Here is an 18,156-nt window from a genome sequence, read left to right on the forward strand (position 1 = left end):
GCCCGGTCTCGGCGTCGACCTGGGAGAGCACCTCGGCGGTGATCTCGATCAGGTAGGAGGCCAGGTCGGTCTGGTTCCAGGCGGTGAACACCTGGGCCTGTTCCTCCGGCTCCATGCCGGCGACCTGGCGGAGCAGGTCGTAGGCCTCGCCGATGACCTGCATGTCCGCGTACTCGATGCCGTTGTGGACCATCTTCACGTAGTGGCCGGCGCCGTCGGTGCCGACCCAGGCGCAGCAGGGCTCTCCGTCGAAGTCCGCGGCGATCTTCTCGAGCATCGGGCCGAGGGCCGTGTAGGACTCCTTCGGGCCGCCGGGCATGATCGCCGGGCCGTTGAGGGCGCCCTCCTCGCCGCCGGAGACGCCGACGCCCACGAAGTGCAGGCCCTTCTCGGCCAGCGCGGCCTCGCGGCGCCGGGTGTCCTCGTAGTGGGAGTTGCCGGCGTCGATCACGATGTCCCCAGTCTCCAGCAGCGGCACGAGCTGCTCGATCACGTCGTCCACCGGCTGGCCTGCCTTGACCATGATCAGCACGCGGCGCGGGGCGGCCAGCGACTGCACGAGCTCCTCAAGGGTTTCGGTGGCCACGAACTCGCCTTCGTGGCCGTGCTCGGCCACCAGCGCGTCGGTGCGGGCGCGGGAGCGGTTGTGCAGGGCCACGGTGTAGCCGTTGCGGGCGAAGTTGCGGGCCAGGTTGGCGCCCATGACGGCCAGGCCGGTCACGCCAATGTCCGCGGTGCCGGTGGGGATGCTGGTGGTCGCCTCGCTCATGCTCTGCCTCTCCCGGGCGTCTGACGCCCTCTGCGGTGGGTGGGTCTGGTCGGATGTCCCCTGCGGGGACGGGTCGCCGTCCGGCCGGGCGGCGACGTGCTGTCTCCAGCCTACGCGTCGGGCCCGTCGGCGAGCGCCCGCTCCATGCCCTCGGCGAGCTTCTGTGCGCCGGACACGGACAGGTGCAGCCCGTCCGTGGTGTCCTGCGGATCCGCGAACGTGTTGGACGCCTCGTCTCGGACCGGTCCCCACGGGTCCACGAATGTCCAGCCGCGTTCGGCGGCCGCGGCGCGGGTGCGCTCGTTCCAGTCGCGCACGGGGCCGGGGACGCCGCGGGCCGGGTCCGTCCCGGACGGGCCCACCGCCACCACGACGACGGCCGCCCCACCTCTGCCTCGTCGGCCCGCCAGGTCCTCGACCTCGCCGACGAAGGCCGCGTGGGCGGACGCGGTGTCGCCGGCGGCGCGGAACAGGTCGTTGGTGCCGAGGAAGACCAGCAGCGCGTCAGCCTCCATGGGGCCGTCGGCCAGGTGTCCGGCGAGCACGTCCGGCACGGTGGCGCCCCACCGGCCGCCGGCCGCGGTCACCGCGAAGCGCTCCGGATCCATGTGCGCCAGCCAGGACTCCGGGCCGAGACGACCGCCTGCGAAGTCCGGGGAGTCGGCCACGGTGAGGGAGTCTCCGTAGACCTCGTACACGGCCGCGGAGTCGGCCGGTGTGTCGAACAGCGGCGAGCGGTCCTGGCCTGCCGGCCCTCCCGGACCGGTGCCGGGGGCACTGGTTGCGTCCGCGGGCGGGGCGTCGGCGGCAGAGGTGCCGGGGCCGTCGTCGGGCAGGGAACAGCCGGCCAGGACGAGGGCGAGCGCGGCGACGGCCGCGACCCCACGGCGGGGTGCGCGGCCGCGGGCGGCGCGGAGGACGGCCCCGTGCAGGTCAGTCCCCCACGGCGTCTCGGCCACGGCGGACGATGTTCGGGTCCGGCTCGCCGACCACGGCGTGGTCCTTGCCCTCGTACTCGTACTGGGAGAGGAAGTAGCGCATGGCGTTCAGGCGGGCGCGCTTCTTGTCATTGGAGCGGATGGAGATCCACGGGGCGTGGTCCGTGTCCGTGTGGAGGAACATGGCCTCCTTCGCGGCCGTGTACGCCTCCCAGCGGTCCAGGGACTCCAGGTCCATCGGCGACAGCTTCCACTGGCGGACCGGGTCGATCTGTCGGATCGCGAAGCGGGTGCGCTGCTCGGTCTGCGTCACGGAGAACCAGAACTTGGTCAGGTGGATGCCGTCGTCGACGAGCATCTTCTCGAACGTCGGGGTCTGGCGCATGAACGTCTCGTACTGCTCGTCCGTGGAGAAGCCCATGACGCGCTCCACGCCGGCCCGGTTGTACCACGAGCGGTCGAACAGCACGATCTCGCCCTCGGTCGGGAAGTGCTGGATGTAGCGCTGGAAGTACCACTGGCCCTGCTCACGGTCCGAGGGCTTGTTCAGTGCGACGACGCGGGCGGTGCGCGGGTTCAGGTGCTCGGTGAAGCGCTTGATGGTGCCGCCCTTGCCGGCGGCGTCGCGGCCCTCGAACACCACGATGAAGCGCTGACCGGTGTCCTCGCCCCAGTACTGCAGCTTCAGCAGCTCGATCTGGAGGCGGTACTTCTCCAGCTCGTAGTCCTCACGGGACATCCGCTCCTCGTACGGATAGTCCTCCTTCCACGTCTCCACGGCCTTGCCCTGCGGATCGATGAGGTCCGGGTCGTTGGTGTGGCCGTCGGTGACGGTGTAGCCGCCCTCGCGGAGCTTGTCGATGAACGAACGGAGGTTCTCGCGGGGGGCGTCGGGGGTGAGCAGCTGCACGTGCATCGTCCTCATTTCCTTCTCGCGCGGCACGCCCTCCGGTGCCCGGCGGCCCACAGGGGGCGGGACGCGACGGACCCGAGAGGCGGATCGTGTTTCCCATTATGGTCCGAGACCCCCGCCACGGCCCGGCCCGGGGCGCGTGGTGACGTGAACAGAAGGTGAACGAGTGTGGTTCGCCTCGCCGGTCGCCGGCAGGACCCGGACGACCGCCCGCAGGATCCGGCCGCAGCGCGGTCCCGCAGCGGATGTGATGGGGTGGAGTCATGTCCACTCCGGAATTCATCCTGTCCCTGCGAGAGAAGATCGGCCACGACCCGCTGTGGCTGCCCGGCGTCAAGGCGGTGGTCCTGCGCGCGGAGGACTCCGAGGTGCTGCTGGTGCGGAGGGCCGACAACGGCCGGTGGACGGTGCCGGCCGGCATCCCCGATCCCGGCGAGGAGCCCGCGGACACCGCCGTGCGCGAAGTGCACGAGGAGACGGCTGTGGAGGCCGTGCCACGACGTCTCGCCGGTGTGGGGACCACGGCTGAGGCCGTCTACCCCAACGGCGACCGGGCGCAGTACCTGGACGTGGTCATGGTCCTGGACGCCGTCGGCGGCGAGGCGCGGGTCAACGACGACGAGAACCTCGACGTCGGCTGGTTCCCGGTCGCAGACACCCCGGAGCTGCCGCCGCTGCACCGGCGGGCGATCGAGTGGGCTCTGGCCGGCGGGGGCGGGCGGTTCGTGGCCGACGGTCAGGTGCGCGGGTCCTGAGGACCTCAGAGCAGGTTGACCAGGACGACGTAGCAGGCGGTGCCGGCGGCGATGGACAGCACGGTGCGCCGACCTGCGGCCAGGTGGACCACGACCGTCACGGCGGCCGCGAGGAGCGCGTACGACAGGCGGCGGACGTCCACCGGCTCTCCGGGAGCCAGGGCCGCGGAGTCCAGGAGCATCACGAGCGCCAGGACCGTGAGGATCCCGGCGGGCATCCAGACGGCCAGACGGCGGACCAGCAGGGACTCGCGCAGCGGACGCAGCAGCGCGAACGGCAGCGCACGCAGGCCGAAGGTCACCGCTCCGGCGACGAGCGCGACGGCCACGATGTATCCGGCGGACACGGTCATCGCCTCCCCTCCTCGGGGTCGTCCGTCACCGGGACGGCGGCCGCCTCCAACGGGTCCTCCGCCGGCAGCCCCACATCCCGGCCACGGCGGGCCACGAGGTGCGCGACGATGAGGAACAGCACGTAGACGGCGAACGCCGTCACGAGGAGCTCTCCCGGGGCGACGGCGACGCCCACGACCACGGCGGCCGCGGCCATGACGACCAGCGGCACCTGGCGGCGGGTTCGCGCGGCGTCCAGGGCGAGCACGATGAACAGTGCCGTCAGGGCGAACTCGAGGCCTTCGATCGGCGCGGGCAGCAGGGACCCTGCCGCGACGCCCACCACGCCGCCGAACACCCAGTACACCTGCAGCGCGGCCTGCATGGCCAGCAGACGCGGCCCGGTCCAGCCGGTGCGGTGCGTGGTGGCGATGGCATAGGCCTCGTCGATCAGCGCGCCCATGGAATAGAGCCTCGCCGGACGCGAGCGGACGACCCGGAGCGGGAAGCTGAAGGCGTAGAAGACGTGCCGGAAGTTCAGCAGGAACACCGTGACCGCCACCGAGACCAGAGGGGTGCCCGCCACGATGAGGGACACCAGCAGCAGTTCGACCGAGCCGGCGAAGACCACGGTGGACAGCAGCGGGGCGGTCCACCACGGCAACGGTGCCTGCGCCACGAGCAGTCCGAAGGCGACGCCGAGCGGGACCAGACCCAACCCGGCGGCCGAGGACAGCCGCAGGCCCCGGCGGACCTCCGCAGAGGTCGACACCGTGGCAGCGGTGAGAGCGGGATCCGTGTTCATGACCGGACCAGCGTGCCACAGGCGGCGCGCGGCACAGGGAGTCGACGCCGGAAAAGGTCACATGGCGGGCGCCACGGCGACCGGTGCCCCTGGGAGGGGCGCGGGGCGCACCTGTCGACGCGGCGACGCATCTGCGTGGCCTCCTCCGCGTCAGCGAGCACGATGAGGTGCTGCCGGCCGTCGGCCGTGCACAGGAGCATGCCGGGGCCCGAACGGTTCACGAAGGTGAGGACGCCGCCCCGTCCGAGGACGAGGCCAGGCCACCGGATTGGGAGATCGAGATGCTTGGACGCCACTCGACCGACTCGACGTCGTCGAACTCCACGCGATGACGGGACAGTGGCCAGTAGACGAGGGTGAGGGACGAGCCGTCCACCTCGAGCCTGTGGTACGCCAGCAGGAACGGCCACATGCAGACGGCCATGACCGCCGCGACGGCCAGCAGGGCCCACGGGCTGCCGTTCGGCGCGGCGAACTCGCCGGGCAGCAGGGCCATCGGCAGGAGCGGTCCCAGGAGGAAGACGATCCGCAGAGGCAGCGGCAGACGGATCCGACGCGTCGTCCAGGCGGCGGACGCAGTCGTGGCGGCAGTGTTCATGGTCGTTCCCCAGACGAACGGCGGTGGACCAAGAGGGACTCGAACCCCCGACCCTCTCGGTGTAAACGAGATGCTCTAGCCGACTGAGCTATTGGTCCTGGAACGGCGCCATTCTACCGGCACACTCCACCTGCACCGCAGTCCGTCCGGTTCGGAGACACACGCGGCAGGGCCGCTCAGGGGAGCGACGGCCCAGGACACAGACGGGCTCCGCTGCTGTTCCGTTGCCCGCTGGTAAGCTCCCCTCGACCCCCTCTGTGAATGGACAATGAGATGCCTGCACGCCCCCGACATGCCGCTGCGCCCGCAGCCGCCTCCTCGACGCACACTTCCGCGGCGAAGGACTCCGGCCCCGGGGGACGCTTCGGCGGCTGGCGCCCCGAGGTCCAGGGCCTCCGCGCGGTCGCCGTCCTGCTCGTCGTCGTCTATCACGTCTTCACGGATCGGGTCTCGGGCGGGGTGGACATCTTCCTGTTCATCTCGGCGTTCTTCCTCACGCTGTCGTTCACGCGCAAGATCGACGGCGGCCGTCCCCTCGCACTAGGGCGCTACTGGCTGCACGTGTTCACCCGCCTCATGCCGCTGGCGATCGTGACGATCCTGGGGACTCTGCTCCTCGTGGCCACCGTCTACCCGACGGAGGACCGGGCGAGCTGGCGCCTCGAGGGCCTCGCCTCCGCCACCTACGTGGAGAACTGGGTGCTCGCCTTCGGCGCGGTGGACTACTACGCGGCGGACAACTCGTCGATGTCCCCGTTCCAGCACTTCTGGTCGTTGTCCGTCCAGGGCCAGGTGTTCCTGATCTGGCCCCTCGTGTTCGCCCTCGCCGCCATCATCGTCCGACGGACACGGTTCGGGGCGGTCTCCGTCCTCGGGACGCTGTTCGGAGTCATCTTCGCGGCTTCCCTGTGGTGGTCGGTGACGCAGACCGCAGCGAACCAGGCCTTCACCTACTTCGACACCCGTGCCCGCCTGTGGGAGTTCGCGCTCGGGTCCCTGGTCGCCCTCGCCATCCCGTATCTGCGCCCGCCCCGCGCAGCGCGCCTGTTCCTGGGCTGGGGAGGGCTTCTTTCCATGGTCGCCGTCGGCATGGTCGTCGACGTCGAGGGAGCGTTCCCCGGCTGGATCGCCCTCTGGCCGCTCCTGTCGGCCGCTGCGGTGATCGTGGCCGGCACCTCCGGCTCGCGACACGGCCTAGACCGCATCCTGTCCTCTCGGCCGCTGACGGCCCTCGGAGGCTCGGCCTATGCGTTGTACCTCGTGCATTGGCCGCTGCTGATCACCTATGCGGTCCTCACGGGACGAGCACAGGCGAACCTGCCTGCCGGCCTTGCGATCATCGTCCTTTCCGTCGGACTCGCGATCCTGTTGACACGACTGGTCGAGCGGCCGATGGGCGAATGGACATGGCCGCGCCGCAGCGCCTGGCGACAGGCCGCCGTGATCGGCACCTGCCTCGCTCTCGTAGCCGCCCCGGTCGGCGCATGGAAGGCCTGGGACGACAGGCGCCGTGAGGAGGTCCTGGCTATGGCCGACCGGAACAACCCCGGCGCAGCAGCACTCCTCGAGGGGTTCGTCGACCGGTCGGACACGGACGCGGATCCCATCCCAGTGGTCTCCGGACGCTATCCGTTCCCCGAGTATGCGGGAGCGTGCCCGGAGGAGGTGGACATCGCCGACATCAGCAGAGCCGCCTGCAAGGTCCTCGTCGAGGGCGACGACGCCGCAGAGACCGTCCTGATGCTGGGCAACAGCCACGCCATGCAGTGGTCCCCGGCGATCGCGCACTGGGCGGAGGAGCAGGGACGGAGAGTCGTGAGCTTCACGCGAGGCAGCTGCCTGCTGGCTCCGCTCGAGGAACAGCTCGTCGACAACGACACCTGCCCTGCATGGCTGGACGACTATCAGAGCCTCATCGACTGGGCCAACCCCTCCATCGTCTTCGTCCAGGGGACTCGAAGCCTGGATGACGGGGGTGAGGCCCTCACCCCGGGCATGGCCGAGACGATCGAGTCCCTGGTCGCGGAGAACCGTGTCGTGCTCGGCATCCGAGACAACCCACGTTTCGGCGAGCGCTCGATGGCCGCCTGCGCCCGCACCCATGGCGACGACTCGCCGCTCTGCACCAGAAAGGCCGACTATCTGGTCGGGACCGACCCGATCGCCGACCTCGCCGCGTCGAATCCCGGCGTCGTCTCCCTCGACATGAACGACCTGATCTGCCCGGAGGGGGTCTGCGTCCCCGTCGTCGGCAATGTCCGGCTGTATTGGGACAACAACCATCTGACGCCCGACTACGTGCGTTCCCTCGCCCCCATGCTGGCCGAACGTGCGGAGTCCGCGCTGGCCGACAACAGGGGCGAGTGGGGCGGCTGACCTCTCGGCTAGCTGCACAGCCGCGCGGTGAGCTCCTCATGCTCGTCGCGGCTGCGCGCCCGCCCCGGCTCGGCCTCCACCCGGCCGACCTCCATGCCCTGCGCATCCAGCAGCACCGAGATCCGCCGGGGCCTGCCCGTGTCCGCGTCGAAGGCACCGAAGCGGCGGGCGGCGGCCCCGTGGGGCCAGAAGTCGGACAGCAGCGTCAGTTCGTCGGGAAGTCCGAGGTCCTCGGCCGCGCGGCGCAGGACGGGAGCCGAGTCACAGGAGACCACCCTCACGGCCACATCCTGCGCGGCCCACCGCTCGGCGAGCTCGCCGAGCCAGGCCAGCTCACCGGTGCACACGGGGGTGAAGGCCCCCGGAAGGAAGGCGAGCCACACCCCGCGGGGGCGTGCGCCGTCGTCGGGACCGGCGGTGGCCGGCCTGCCCGGATCCGTCACGGGCGGGAAGGGCCAGGACTGGCCGTGGCAGTCCCGGAGCGCGGGACTGTCAGCCACCGCGCTTCTGCACGAGCTTGACGGCTGCCCAGTCCTCGGAGGCGCCGGCGCCGGTCGTCGCGTGCAGGCCGGCGGTCGTGGCGGCCTCCTGCACGTCGGCGGGATCCACGTGGCCCTCGCGGCCCTTGCGCGGCGTCAGCACCCACACGGGACCCTCCTCGAGCGACAGCTGCGCGTCGACGAGCGTGTCCGCGAGGTCGGTGGCGTCGCCGTCCTCGGCACGCCACCACACGAGCACGGCGTCCACCGGCTCCTGGTCCTCCTCGGGCTGCAGCTCGGTGCCGAGCGCGCCCTCGAGCCGCTCGCGCAGACCGTGGTCGACGTCCTCGTCATAGCCGAACTCGTGGACGTACTGTCCGGCGGTCAGGCTCAGCTCGTCCAGCAGGGCACGGGGTGCGTCGGTCGCGGCGGACCCGGCGTCCATAGTCGTACAGACCTCCTCGGTTGACGGCGGCGCCGGTGTCCCGGCCACCGCCCGATCGGGTGACTCTCCCCACCATACGCGCAATGGCACCCCTGGGCCTTACCCCGTGCGGGGCGGGCGCGGGTAGGCTGTCACGCAGACCACCTCAACGACGGGGGCGGCCGCGCACACCGCCGGCCGAGGATGCCGCCGCGCGCGGCCCGCACCCCCACCACAGACCCCGCGGAGACACCCCTCCGCCCAGCCAGAGGAGGCAGCTTGAGCGCAGCCGAAGAGAGCTCCCGCATCCTGAGCGGACTGACGAACAACTTCCCGGACAAGGATCCCCAAGAGACCGCGGAGTGGATCGAGTCCTTCGACGGCCTCGTGGAGGAGCGCGGCACGGAGCGCGCGCAGTACATCATGCGCTCCCTGCTGCAGCGGGCCGGCATGAAGTCCGTGGGCGTGCCGATGGTGACCACCACCGACTACGTCAACACCATCCCCGCCGACCAGGAGCCCGAGTTCCCCGGCGACGAGGAGCTCGAGCGCCGCTACCGCAACTACCTGCGCTGGAACGCCGCCGTCATGGTGCAGCGTGCCCAGCGCGAGGGCATCGGCGTGGGCGGCCACATCTCGTCCTACGCCGGTCAGGCGACCCTCTACGAGGTGGGCTACAACCACTTCTTCCGCGGCCAGGACCACCCGGGCGGCGGCGACCAGGTCTTCTTCCAGGGCCACTCCTCGCCCGGCAACTACGCGCGCGCCTTCCTCGAGGGCCGGCTGACCGAGGAGGACCTCGACGGCTTCCGCCAGGAGAAGTCGAAGAAGGGCCACGCGCTGTCCTCCTACCCGCACCCGCGCATGATGCCGGAGTTCTGGCAGTTCCCGACCGTCTCCATGGGCCTGGGCCCGATGAACGCGATCTTCCAGGCGCAGTACAACCGCTACCTGCAGGACCAAGGCATCAAGGACACCTCGGACCAGCACGTCTGGGCCTTCCTCGGCGACGGCGAGATGGACGAGCCGGAGTCGCGCGGCCAGCTGCACATCGCCGCGAACAACAACCTGGACAACCTGACCTTCGTGGTGAACTGCAACCTGCAGCGCCTCGACGGGCCCGTCCGCGGCAACGGCAAGATCGTGCAGGAGCTGGAGTCCTACTTCCGCGGTGCCGGCTGGAACGTCATCAAGGTCCTGTGGGGCCGCGAGTGGGACCCGCTGCTCGAGAAGGACGACACCGGCGAGCTCGTGCGTGTCATGAACGAGACCGTCGACGGCGACTACCAGACCTACAAGGCCGAGGACGGCGCCTTCGTGCGCGAGCACTTCTTCGGCCGGTCCTCCGTCACCAAGGAGCTCGTCGCGGACATGTCCGACGACGAGATCTGGGGCCTCAAGCGCGGCGGCCACGACTACCGCAAGGTGTACGCCGCCTACAAGGCCGCGATGGAGCACAAGGGCCAGCCGACCGTCATCCTGGCGCACACCATCAAGGGCTACGGCCTCGGCAAGTCCTTCGAGGGACGCAACGCCACGCACCAGATGAAGAAGCTGACCGTGGACGACTTCAAGACCTTCCGCGACCGCCACCGCATCCCGGTCTCGGACGAGGTCATCGAGGGCGACCCGTACAACATCCCGTACTACCACCCGGGCGAGGACGCCCCGGAGATCCAGTACATGCTCGAGCGCCGCAAGGCCCTCGGCGGTGCCGTCCCGGAGCGCCGCAGCACGTACCCCGCCATCCCGGTCCCCGGCGAGGCCGCCTACAAGCAGGCGCGCAAGGGCTCCGGCAAGCAGGAGGCGGCCACCACCATGGCGTTCGTCCGCCTGCTCAAGGACCTCATGCGGGACAAGAACCTGGGCTCGCGCCTGGTGCCGATCATCCCGGACGAGGCCCGCACCTTCGGCATGGACTCGTTCTTCCCGACGGCGAAGATCTACAACACCAAGGGCCAGAACTACCTCGCCGTGGACCGCGACCTGTTCCTGTCCTACAAGGAGTCCCCGCAGGGCAAGCTCTTCCACGTGGGCATCAACGAGGACGGCGCCACCGCCGCGTTCAACGCGATCGGCACCTCCTACTCCACCCACGGCGAGCCCATGGTGCCGGTGTACATCTTCTACTCGATGTTCGGCTTCCAGCGGACCGCGGACAACATCTGGGCCGGCGCCGACCAGCTGGCGCGCGGCTTCATGATCGGCGCCACCGCCGGACGCACCACGCTCACCGGCGAGGGCACCCAGCACATGGACGGCCACTCCCCGGTGCTCGCCGGCACCAACCCGGCTGTGAAGACCTACGACCCGGCCTACGGCTACGAGATCGCCCACATCGTCCGCCAGGGCCTGGAGGACATGTACGGCGACCACGACCGTGGCGAGGACGTCCGCAACGTCATCTACTACCTGACGGTCTACAACGAGCCGATCGTGCATCCGGCCGAGCCGGAGGACCTGGACGTCGAGGGCCTGCTCAAGGGCATGTACCTGCTCTCCGCGGGCGAGGCCGACGGCCCGAAGGTCCAGCTCATGGGCTCGGGCGTGTCCGTGCCGTGGGCCGTGGAGGCGCAGCGGCTCCTCGCCGAGGACTGGAGCGTGTCCGCGGACGTGTGGTCCGTGACCAGCTGGAACGAGCTGTACCGCGACGCGGCCGCCGCCGAGAAGGAGGCCCTGCGCGACGCGGACGGGCAGGAGCGGATCCCGTACATCACGCAGAAGCTGGCCGACGTGCAGGGCCCGATCGTGGCGTCCACGGACTACACGACCTCCCTGCCGAACCAGGTGCGCCCGTTCGTCAAGCAGGACATGGCGGTGCTCGGCGCCGACGAGTTCGGCTTCGCGGACACCCGCTCGGCCGCCCGCCGCTACTTCCTCATCGACGCCCACTCCATGGTCGTCCGTGCCCTCCAGATGCTGGAGAAGGACGGCTCCGTGGAGGCCGGCACCGCCAAGAAGGCGCATGAGAAGTACCGGCTCGACGACGTGAACGCCGGCACCACCGGCAACGCCGGCGGCGACGCCTGATCCGTTCCGCAACGGGCTGACGCCCCGCTTCCCGACGACGGCCCCTCGCCTTTTCCACCGAAAGGCGAGGGGCCGTCGTCGCGTCCCGTGGGGTTCCCCGGTGCCCGCGGTGGGATGCGCGGCCTGTAGGGAACGTACAAAGACCCCCGCTAGGATCACCCCATGCCCGATTCGCGTCCCCCTGCCGGCACACGGCCGATCTCGGCGGAATCGCTCGCGCGGCTCCGTACGCACCTGGGCGAGCTGAACACCGCCATCCTGCAGCGCGTGGACGCGGCCCTCCCCTGGTACCGCCGGCTGACGCCGGACGAGCGCAGCCACCTGGGGCTGGTGGCACAGCGCGGCCTCAACGGCTTCGTGCAGTGGTTCCAGAAGCCCGGGGTGACCAGTGGGCATGTGCTGGCGGACGTGTTCGGCGAGGCGCCCACCGAGCTGACCCGCTCGATCTCGCTGCAGCGGGCGCTCCAGCTGATCCGCACCATCGTCGAGGCCGTCGAGGCCGTGGTCCCGGAGATCCTGCAGGACCGTGACCAGGCCGCGGTGCGCGAGTCGATGCTGCGGTACTCCCGTGAGGTCGCCTTCGCCCTGGCCGATGTCTACGCCCGCGCCGCCGAGACCCGGGGGGCCATGGACTCCCGCCTCGAGGCCGTCCTGCTGGATGCGGTGCTGCGCGGTCAGGACGCGGATGAGATCCGCCACCGTGCCACCGCCATCGGCTGGCGCGGTGAACGCCAGGTGCTGGTCATGGCCGGCGGCGCTCCGGGGCCGGACAAGCCCGCCTACGTCGGTGAGCTGCGCCGGGCTGCGGCCCGGCACAAGTGCGACGTGCTGATCGGCGTGCAGTCCGAGCGCCTCGTGGTGGTGGTCGGGTCCGTGGAGGACTCCACGGTGGTGGCCGCCGCCCTGGCCCCGTGGTTCGCGGAAGGACCGGTGATCGTGGGGCCGACCGTGGACTCTCTGACCGAGGCCCACGTGTCCGCTCGGCATGTGTTCGCCTCGCTGTCCGCGGCGGGGGCACACCCACGGGCACCGCGGCCGACGCCGACGCACGAGCTGCTGCCCGAACGTGTGCTGATGGGCGACCCGACCGCGCGGGAGGCGCTGATCCACGGCGTGTACCGGCCCCTGCTGCAGGCCGGCCCGTCCCTGTTGGAGACGGTGGACACCTACGGCCTGCTGGGACACTCGCTCGAGGCGACCGCCCGCGAGCTCTACATCCACACGAACACCGTCCGCTACCGCCTGCGCCGGGTCAGCGAGCTGACCGGATGGGACCCTCTGGTGCCGCGCGACGCCTACGTCCTGCACACGGCGATCACGGTCGGTCGACTCGCCGAGCACGACGCGCCCCTCGGCGGCGAGCGACCCCACGGCGAACGCGATCGCTGAGTCCGCCATCTGAGACTGTTTGTAGGAATCCTCCAAAGCTGTTCGGAAGGGTTGGTGACCGCCGTGCCGCCCGCTGAGGGCGTCCACCTGGAAGAGTGGAGGCCATGCTTGCGATCGTGTGCCCCGGACAGGGATCCCAGACGCCCGGCTTCCTCGCCCCCTGGCTCGAGCTCGACGGCGCCGCCGAGCTGCTCGGTCGGCTCTCCGAGACGTCCCGCATGGACCTGGCGGAGCACGGCACGGTCTCGGACGAGGAGACCATCAAGGACACAGCGGTGGCCCAGCGCCTGATCGTCGCCGCGGGCCTCGTCTCGGCACACGCACTGGACCTGGACGCCGTCGGCGGCGAGAAGGTCCTCCTGGCCGGGCACTCGGTCGGCGAGATCACCGCGGCGGCCCTGGCCGGCGTGCTGACCGCCGAGGAGGCCGCCGCCCTGGTGAGGGTCCGCGCGGACGGCATGGCCGAGGCCGCGGCCTCGGCCCCGACCGGCATGGCGGCCGTCGTGGGCGGAGACCAGGACGAGGTCCTGGCCGCGATCGCCGACCACGGCCTCACCCCCGCCAACGTGAACGGAGCCGGCCAGACCGTCGCCGCCGGCGCCGTCGAGAAACTTGCGGCTCTCGGCGAGGACGCCCCCGCCAAGGCCCGCGTCATCCCGCTGAAGGTCGCCGGAGCCTTCCACACCGAGTACATGGCCTCGGCGGTGCCTGCGCTCAGCGAGCACGTCGCAGGCCTCTCCCCCGAGGATCCGCGGGTGGAGCTGCTGTCCAACCGGGACGGCGAGGCCGTCGCATCCGGCGCCGACGCCCTCGACCGGATTGTCGGACAGGTGACCCGCCCGGTGCGCTGGGACCTCTGCATGGAGGCGATGGCCGCCCGCGGCGTCACCGGCATCCTCGAGGTGCTGCCCGGCGGCACCCTGACCGGCCTCGCCAAGCGAGGCCTGCGCGGCACCCGGGTGTGCGCGCTCAAGACCCCCGACGACCTCTCCACGGCCGCCGAGTTCATCGCCGAGCACACCGCCTGACACGGCCGGACCGCTCGACCTACGGAGGGAAGCACCTCGTGAACGTCACCCTGAACCAGACCACCCCCGTCGCCGGCAGCCGCATCAGCGCGGTCGGCGCATACCGCCCGAAGAACCTCGTCCCGAACGAGGAGCTCGTCGGACCGATCGACTCCTCTGACGAGTGGATCCGTCAACGCACGGGCATCGTGACCCGCCAGCGCGCCACCCCAGAGGAGACCGTGCCCATGATGGCCGAGGGGGCCGCCCGGGAGGCCCTCGACGCCGCGGGGCTGACCGGGGCGGACCTGGGCGCCGTCATCGTCGCCACCGTTTCCTTCCCGTATCAGACGCCCTCCGCTGCGGCGCTTCTCGCCGAAGCCCTGGGTGCCACCCCGGCACCGGCCTTCGACGTCTCCGCCGCATGCGCCGGCTACTGCTACGGCGTGGCCCAGGCCGATGCCCTGGTGCGCTCCGGCATGGCCGAGCACGTGCTGGTGGTCGGCGTCGAACGCCTGTCCGACCTCGTGGACCCCACAGACCGCTCCATCTCCTTCCTGCTCGGCGACGGCGCCGGCGCCGTGGTCGTCTCCGCCACAGACGAGCCGGGCATCTCCCGCTCCGTGTGGGGCTCTGAGGGCGCCCGCTGGGAGACGATTCGCATGACCCACTCCCTGCTGGACATGAAGCAGACCGTGGATCAGGCCATCGAGGCCGCTGACGCCTCCTGCCTCACGGGAGGAGAGCACACGGCCTGGCCGACCCTGCGCCAGGACGGCCCGTCCGTCTTCCGCTGGGCAGTGTGGTCCATGGCGAAGGTCGCCCAACAGGCCGTCGACGCCGCGGGCGTGCAGCCGGAGGACCTGGCCGCGTTCATCCCCCACCAGGCCAACATGCGCATCATCGACGAGTTCGCCAAGCAGCTGAAGCTGCCGGACTCCGTGGTGGTCGCCCGGGACATCGCGGATGCCGGCAACACGTCGGCCGCGTCCATCCCCCTGGCCATGCACAGACTCCTGCAGGAGCAGCCGCAGCTCAGCGGCGGCCTCGCCCTGCAGATCGGCTTCGGCGCCGGGCTGGTCTACGGCGCCCAGGTCGTGCGTCTCCCCTGAGACGCCAGACACATGATTCACTGACCAACGTACCCATTCCGCAACCAACAAAGGAGACGCCACCATGGCTTCCAAGGAAGAGATCCTCGCCGGCCTGGCCGAGATCGTGAACGAGGAGACCGGTCTGGAGACCGAGGAGGTCCAGCCGGAGAAGTCCTTCACCGATGACCTGGACATCGACTCGATTTCGATGATGACCATCGTGGTCAACGCCGAGGAGAAGTTCGACGTGAAGATCCCGGACGAGGAGGTCAAGAACCTCAAGACCGTCCAGGACGCCGTGGACTACATCGAGGGCGCCCAGGCCTGAGCCTGACGCCCGACGCCCGCCAGCGCGGCGACACCGTCGGCATCGGCCGGGGACGCATTCCGCGTCCCCGGCCCCTCAGCCGCTGGGGCCCGCGCAGCATCGGCGCCGCATCCGCCGGCACTACAGACACTGACGAATCCGTCCGAGGACGGCCGAATCGAGGGGACAGCAGACACCATGACCCGCACCGCAGTCATCACCGGCCTGGGCGCCACCACGCCGATCGGCGGCGACGTGCCCTCCTTCTGGGCGAACGCGCTGGCCGGCACCCCGGGTGCCCGCACTCTTGAGCACGAGTGGGTGGAGAAGCACGACCTTCCGGTGACCTTCGCTGCGGAGCTCGCCGTCCCGACCTCCGAGGTGCTGAAGAAGGTCGAGCTGAAGCGCCAGGACCCGTCCATGCAGATGGCCACCGTGGCCGCCCGTGAAGCCTGGGCGGACGCGGGCTTCGGTGAGGACGCGGACATCGACCACGACCGCTTCGCGATCGCCTTCGGCACCGGCATCGGCGGTGTGTGGACCCTCCTGGAGGGCTGGGACACCCTGCGCGAGCGCGGCCCGCGCCGCGTGATGCCCATGACCGTGCCGATGCTCATGCCGAACGGCGCCGCCGGTGCGCTGTCCCTGGAGTTCGGCGCCCGCGGCGGCGCCCGCACCGTGGTCTCCGCCTGCGCCTCCGGCACCGAGTCCCTCGACCTCGCCCTGCAGCTCATCCGCTCCGGCAAGGCGGACATCGTCATGACCGGGTCCACCGAGGCCGCCATCCATCCGCTGCCGATCGGCGCCTTCTGCGCCATGCAGGCCATGTCCAAGCGCAACGACGACCCCCAGGCTGCCTCCCGCCCCTACGACGTGGACCGTGACGGCTTCGTGCTCGGCGAGGGCGCAGGCGTGATGATCATCGAGTCCGAGGAGCACGCCAAGGCACGCGGCGCCCGCGTCTACGCCCGCCTGGCCGGCACCGGCGTCACCTCCGACTCCCACCACATCACGGCGCCGGAGCCGGAGGGCCTGGGCGCCACCCGCGCCATGCGCGCGGCCCTGGAGGACGCCGGCCTCTCCCCGGAGCAGGTGTGCCACGTGAACGCCCACGCCACCTCCACCCCGGTCGGCGACAAGCCGGAGTACCTGGCCATGCGTGCCGTCTTCGGCGACCACGTCGAGCAGGTGAAGGTCTCCGCCACCAAGTCCCAGACGGGCCACCTGCTCGGCGCCTCCGGCGCGATCGAATCGGTGCTCTCGGTGCTGGCCGTGCACCACGGCAAGGCCCCGGTCACCATCAACCTGGACAACCAGGACCCCCAGATCCCGCTCAACGTGGTCACCGGCACCCCGGCCGAGCTGCCCGAGGGCGACCGCGCCGTGGTGAAGAACTCCTTCGGCTTCGGCGGACACAACGCCGTCGCCGTGTTCACCTCGTACTGATCTCGGCCGCGCCGACGAACGGCGGCTGCACGCCAGAAGGGCCGGGCCCGGAGGTTGCTCTCCGGATCCGGCCCTTCCTGACATCCCGGCGACGATGCGATGCGGCCGTCTGCGCGCTGCTCGGGGATGTCCTGCCTGCCTGCGGATGTCCTGCCTGCCTGCGGATGTCCTGCCTGCCTGCGGATGTCCTGCCGGACCGCTCACCACGGGGTGTTGCGGGACTGGATCCTCATGATCGCCTCGCGGTCGTCCGGCTGGCGGCAGTTCTCGGCCACCTTGTTCCGCTGCCGGTGCCCGCAGCGGGAGCACACGTGGACGATCTGGAAGCCCTTCTTCGGGTGGTAGTCGATCTGCTCGGCCGTCATGACGCCCCGGCACTCGGAGGCCCGGTCCCCCGGCATGACGTCCACGTGGACGGAGGCCAGGCAGAACGGGCAGTGGTTCCGGTAGGAGCCGTTGTTCAGCGGCAGCACGTGCTTCCCGCAGGCGGCACAGTCGAACTCCGTGTTCTCGGTGGACCGGGACATGGGTGAGGGGCTCCTTCGGCGTGGGGACTGCTGACAGCGTAGCCGGGACGGCGGCCGGGGACGTCTGGGCGGCACGAGCCTGTGCGGGCAGCGGCCGGGTCTGAAGCCGAGACACGACGACGGCCCCCGCCATCCGGTGCGGGGGCCGTCGGTCTGTGCCGGCCGGGGACCGTGGGAGTGTGGCCGCCTCCGCCCGCTGCCCGCCGCACAGTGTCGAGGATGCGCGGGAGCGCAAGGTCGGGGACGCGCGGGAGCGCAAGCGGACGACTCAGGCGGTCAGCCGACCTCGCGGAGCCAGCGGACGGGGGCGCCCTCCACGGCCTGGCGGAACGGCTCGAGCTCCTCGTCCCAGGCCTCGCCGAGAGCGAGGGAGAGCTCGTGGAACACGGCGGTGGGGTCTCCGGCGCCCTGCTCGTAGGCGTAGCGGATGCGGTCCTCGGACACCATGATGTTGCCGGTGACGTCGGTGGTGGCGTGGAAGATGCCCAGCTCGGGGGTATGGGACCAGCGCGAGCCGTCGCAGCCGGCGGAGGCCTCCTCGGTGACCTCGTAGCGCAGATGGGCCCAGCCGCGGAGGGCAGAGGCCAACGCCGCGCCGGTGCCCTGCGCGGCGGTCCAGTGCAGTTCAGCGCGGTAGTGTCCGGGCGCGGCCGGCTGCGCCGACCAGTCGACGCTGACATGGGTGCCCAGAGCAGAGCCCAGTGCCCACTCGACATGCGGGCAGAGCGCTGCAGGGGCGGAGTGGATGTGGACCACTCCGCGGGTCTCGACGTGGGACATGTTTCCTCCGGATGCAGTGCGGTACGTCTTCCCCTACGACCACGCTGCTCTGACGCCCTGGGTGAGGGCCCGGCGGTGTTCCACGCTCTTCGGTTGTGAGGACGTGTCACCCCTGCCTCCTCCGTCCTGGGACGGCGACGACGACGCTGACACGTCGGGTCCATTGTGCACCCTCCGACGGGTGCG

18 protein-coding genes and 1 tRNA gene are annotated in these 18,156 nt (G+C 70.8%); 8 read left to right on the plus strand and 11 right to left on the minus strand.

The window, feature by feature from the left end:
- The 3 genes from gnd to ppk2 all read right to left on the minus strand — a co-directional run.
- On the minus strand, positions 1-769 hold a 769-nt coding region (gene gnd / locus MLY01S_RS05940; RefSeq protein WP_082739777.1), incomplete at its 3' end, for an NADP-dependent phosphogluconate dehydrogenase.
- A 110-nt stretch (positions 770-879) separates the two neighbouring features.
- Complete coding sequence (locus MLY01S_RS05945; protein WP_067190242.1) at positions 880-1,728, minus strand: SGNH/GDSL hydrolase family protein; 849 nt, start codon at positions 1,726-1,728, stop codon at positions 880-882.
- Complete coding sequence (gene ppk2, locus MLY01S_RS05950; protein ID WP_245232037.1) at positions 1,703-2,632, minus strand: polyphosphate kinase 2; 930 nt, start codon at positions 2,630-2,632, stop codon at positions 1,703-1,705. Before ppk2 ends, MLY01S_RS05945 begins: the two co-directional genes overlap by 26 nt.
- 251 nt (positions 2,633-2,883) lie before the next feature.
- On the opposite strand from ppk2, the gene MLY01S_RS05955 reads away from it, so the two are divergent.
- Positions 2,884-3,375, plus strand: a complete 492-nt coding sequence (locus MLY01S_RS05955; RefSeq protein WP_067190246.1) for an NUDIX hydrolase — start codon at positions 2,884-2,886, stop codon at positions 3,373-3,375.
- A gap of 5 nt (positions 3,376-3,380) precedes the next feature.
- Here MLY01S_RS05955 and MLY01S_RS05960 read toward each other — a convergent pair whose 3' ends face one another.
- From MLY01S_RS05960 to MLY01S_RS05975, 4 genes are all read right to left on the minus strand, one after another.
- On the minus strand, positions 3,381-3,728 hold the full coding sequence (locus tag MLY01S_RS05960) for a branched-chain amino acid transporter permease (RefSeq protein ID WP_067190248.1): 348 nt from the start codon (positions 3,726-3,728) through the stop codon (positions 3,381-3,383).
- On the minus strand, positions 3,725-4,513 hold the full coding sequence (locus MLY01S_RS05965) for an AzlC family ABC transporter permease (RefSeq protein WP_067190249.1): 789 nt from the start codon (positions 4,511-4,513) through the stop codon (positions 3,725-3,727). The genes MLY01S_RS05960 and MLY01S_RS05965 overlap by 4 nt, the downstream gene beginning before the upstream one ends.
- 217 nt (positions 4,514-4,730) lie before the next feature.
- The gene (locus MLY01S_RS05970) at positions 4,731-5,111 is read right to left on the minus strand and encodes a hypothetical protein (protein ID WP_067190251.1); all 381 of its coding nucleotides are present in this window, start codon (positions 5,109-5,111) and stop codon (positions 4,731-4,733) included.
- A gap of 24 nt (positions 5,112-5,135) precedes the next feature.
- Positions 5,136-5,209: transfer RNA gene (locus MLY01S_RS05975), tRNA-Val, on the minus strand.
- A 175-nt stretch (positions 5,210-5,384) separates the two neighbouring features.
- Here MLY01S_RS05975 and MLY01S_RS05980 point away from each other — a divergent pair.
- Positions 5,385-7,487: an acyltransferase family protein gene (locus MLY01S_RS05980; protein ID WP_082739779.1), complete on the plus strand. Its 2,103-nt coding sequence runs from the start codon at positions 5,385-5,387 to the stop codon at positions 7,485-7,487.
- 8 nt (positions 7,488-7,495) lie between these two features.
- Here the strand turns inward: MLY01S_RS05980 and MLY01S_RS05985 are convergent, their stop codons facing one another.
- Entirely contained in the window at positions 7,496-7,987 is a 492-nt protein-coding gene (locus MLY01S_RS05985; RefSeq protein WP_067190253.1) for a redoxin domain-containing protein, read from the minus strand.
- Positions 7,980-8,411, minus strand: a complete 432-nt coding sequence (locus tag MLY01S_RS05990; RefSeq protein ID WP_067190255.1) for a DUF3052 domain-containing protein — start codon at positions 8,409-8,411, stop codon at positions 7,980-7,982. The genes MLY01S_RS05985 and MLY01S_RS05990 overlap by 8 nt, the downstream gene beginning before the upstream one ends.
- Positions 8,412-8,669: 258 nt before the next feature.
- Here MLY01S_RS05990 and aceE point away from each other — a divergent pair, with 258 nt between their 5' ends.
- The 6 genes from aceE (at position 8,670) to MLY01S_RS06020 (ending at position 16,663) form a co-directional block, all read left to right on the plus strand.
- Complete coding sequence (gene aceE / locus MLY01S_RS05995) at positions 8,670-11,420, plus strand: pyruvate dehydrogenase (acetyl-transferring), homodimeric type (RefSeq protein WP_067190257.1); 2,751 nt, start codon at positions 8,670-8,672, stop codon at positions 11,418-11,420.
- Positions 11,421-11,582: 162 nt separating this feature from the next.
- Positions 11,583-12,809 (plus strand): PucR family transcriptional regulator, encoded by a 1,227-nt coding sequence (locus MLY01S_RS06000; protein WP_067190259.1) that lies wholly within the window; start codon positions 11,583-11,585, stop codon positions 12,807-12,809.
- A gap of 104 nt (positions 12,810-12,913) precedes the next feature.
- Positions 12,914-13,837, plus strand: coding sequence for an ACP S-malonyltransferase (locus tag MLY01S_RS06005; protein ID WP_067190261.1), 924 nt, complete (start codon positions 12,914-12,916; stop codon positions 13,835-13,837).
- 38 nt (positions 13,838-13,875) lie between these two features.
- Positions 13,876-14,928 carry a beta-ketoacyl-ACP synthase III gene (locus MLY01S_RS06010; protein ID WP_067190263.1) on the plus strand — a complete coding sequence of 351 codons (1,053 nt, stop codon included), beginning with the start codon at positions 13,876-13,878 and terminating at the stop codon, positions 14,926-14,928.
- Between the two features lie 64 nt (positions 14,929-14,992).
- Positions 14,993-15,238, plus strand: a complete 246-nt coding sequence (locus MLY01S_RS06015) for an acyl carrier protein (RefSeq protein ID WP_067190265.1) — start codon at positions 14,993-14,995, stop codon at positions 15,236-15,238.
- Positions 15,239-15,415: 177 nt separating this feature from the next.
- On the plus strand, positions 15,416-16,663 hold the full coding sequence (locus tag MLY01S_RS06020) for a beta-ketoacyl-[acyl-carrier-protein] synthase family protein (RefSeq protein ID WP_067190267.1): 1,248 nt from the start codon (positions 15,416-15,418) through the stop codon (positions 16,661-16,663).
- A gap of 200 nt (positions 16,664-16,863) precedes the next feature.
- On the opposite strand, the gene MLY01S_RS06025 is transcribed toward MLY01S_RS06020, so the two are convergent.
- Positions 16,864-17,190 carry an RNHCP domain-containing protein gene (locus MLY01S_RS06025; RefSeq protein WP_067190269.1) on the minus strand — a complete coding sequence of 109 codons (327 nt, stop codon included), beginning with the start codon at positions 17,188-17,190 and terminating at the stop codon, positions 16,864-16,866.
- Between the two features lie 276 nt (positions 17,191-17,466).
- Complete coding sequence (locus tag MLY01S_RS06030) at positions 17,467-17,970, minus strand: DUF3145 domain-containing protein (RefSeq protein WP_067190271.1); 504 nt, start codon at positions 17,968-17,970, stop codon at positions 17,467-17,469.
- Between the last annotated feature and the right edge of the window lie 186 nt (positions 17,971-18,156).

The organism is Micrococcus lylae NBRC 15355, assembly GCF_001570885.1.
Lineage (GTDB): Bacteria > Actinomycetota > Actinomycetes > Actinomycetales > Micrococcaceae > Micrococcus > Micrococcus lylae.

Excerpts from the sequence above, each read along its gene's own strand:
- MLY01S_RS06015 (WP_067190265.1), top strand. The coding sequence starts at position 14,993 with ATGGCTTCCAAGGAAGAGATCCTCGCCGGCCTGGCCGAGATCGTGAAC.
- MLY01S_RS05970 (WP_067190251.1), bottom strand. The coding sequence starts at position 5,111 with ATGAACACTGCCGCCACGACTGCGTCCGCCGCCTGGACGACGCGTCGG.
- MLY01S_RS05965 (WP_067190249.1), bottom strand. The coding sequence starts at position 4,513 with ATGAACACGGATCCCGCTCTCACCGCTGCCACGGTGTCGACCTCTGCG.
- MLY01S_RS06020 (WP_067190267.1), top strand. The coding sequence starts at position 15,416 with ATGACCCGCACCGCAGTCATCACCGGCCTGGGCGCCACCACGCCGATC.
- MLY01S_RS06030 (WP_067190271.1), bottom strand. The coding sequence starts at position 17,970 with ATGTCCCACGTCGAGACCCGCGGAGTGGTCCACATCCACTCCGCCCCT.
- MLY01S_RS06025 (WP_067190269.1), bottom strand. The coding sequence starts at position 17,190 with ATGTCCCGGTCCACCGAGAACACGGAGTTCGACTGTGCCGCCTGCGGG.
- MLY01S_RS05955 (WP_067190246.1), top strand. The coding sequence starts at position 2,884 with ATGTCCACTCCGGAATTCATCCTGTCCCTGCGAGAGAAGATCGGCCAC.
- MLY01S_RS06005 (WP_067190261.1), top strand. The coding sequence starts at position 12,914 with ATGCTTGCGATCGTGTGCCCCGGACAGGGATCCCAGACGCCCGGCTTC.
- MLY01S_RS06000 (WP_067190259.1), top strand. The coding sequence starts at position 11,583 with ATGCCCGATTCGCGTCCCCCTGCCGGCACACGGCCGATCTCGGCGGAA.
- MLY01S_RS05960 (WP_067190248.1), bottom strand. The coding sequence starts at position 3,728 with ATGACCGTGTCCGCCGGATACATCGTGGCCGTCGCGCTCGTCGCCGGA.
- MLY01S_RS05990 (WP_067190255.1), bottom strand. The coding sequence starts at position 8,411 with ATGGACGCCGGGTCCGCCGCGACCGACGCACCCCGTGCCCTGCTGGAC.
- ppk2 (WP_245232037.1), bottom strand. The coding sequence starts at position 2,632 with ATGAGGACGATGCACGTGCAGCTGCTCACCCCCGACGCCCCCCGCGAG.
- MLY01S_RS05980 (WP_082739779.1), top strand. The coding sequence starts at position 5,385 with ATGCCTGCACGCCCCCGACATGCCGCTGCGCCCGCAGCCGCCTCCTCG.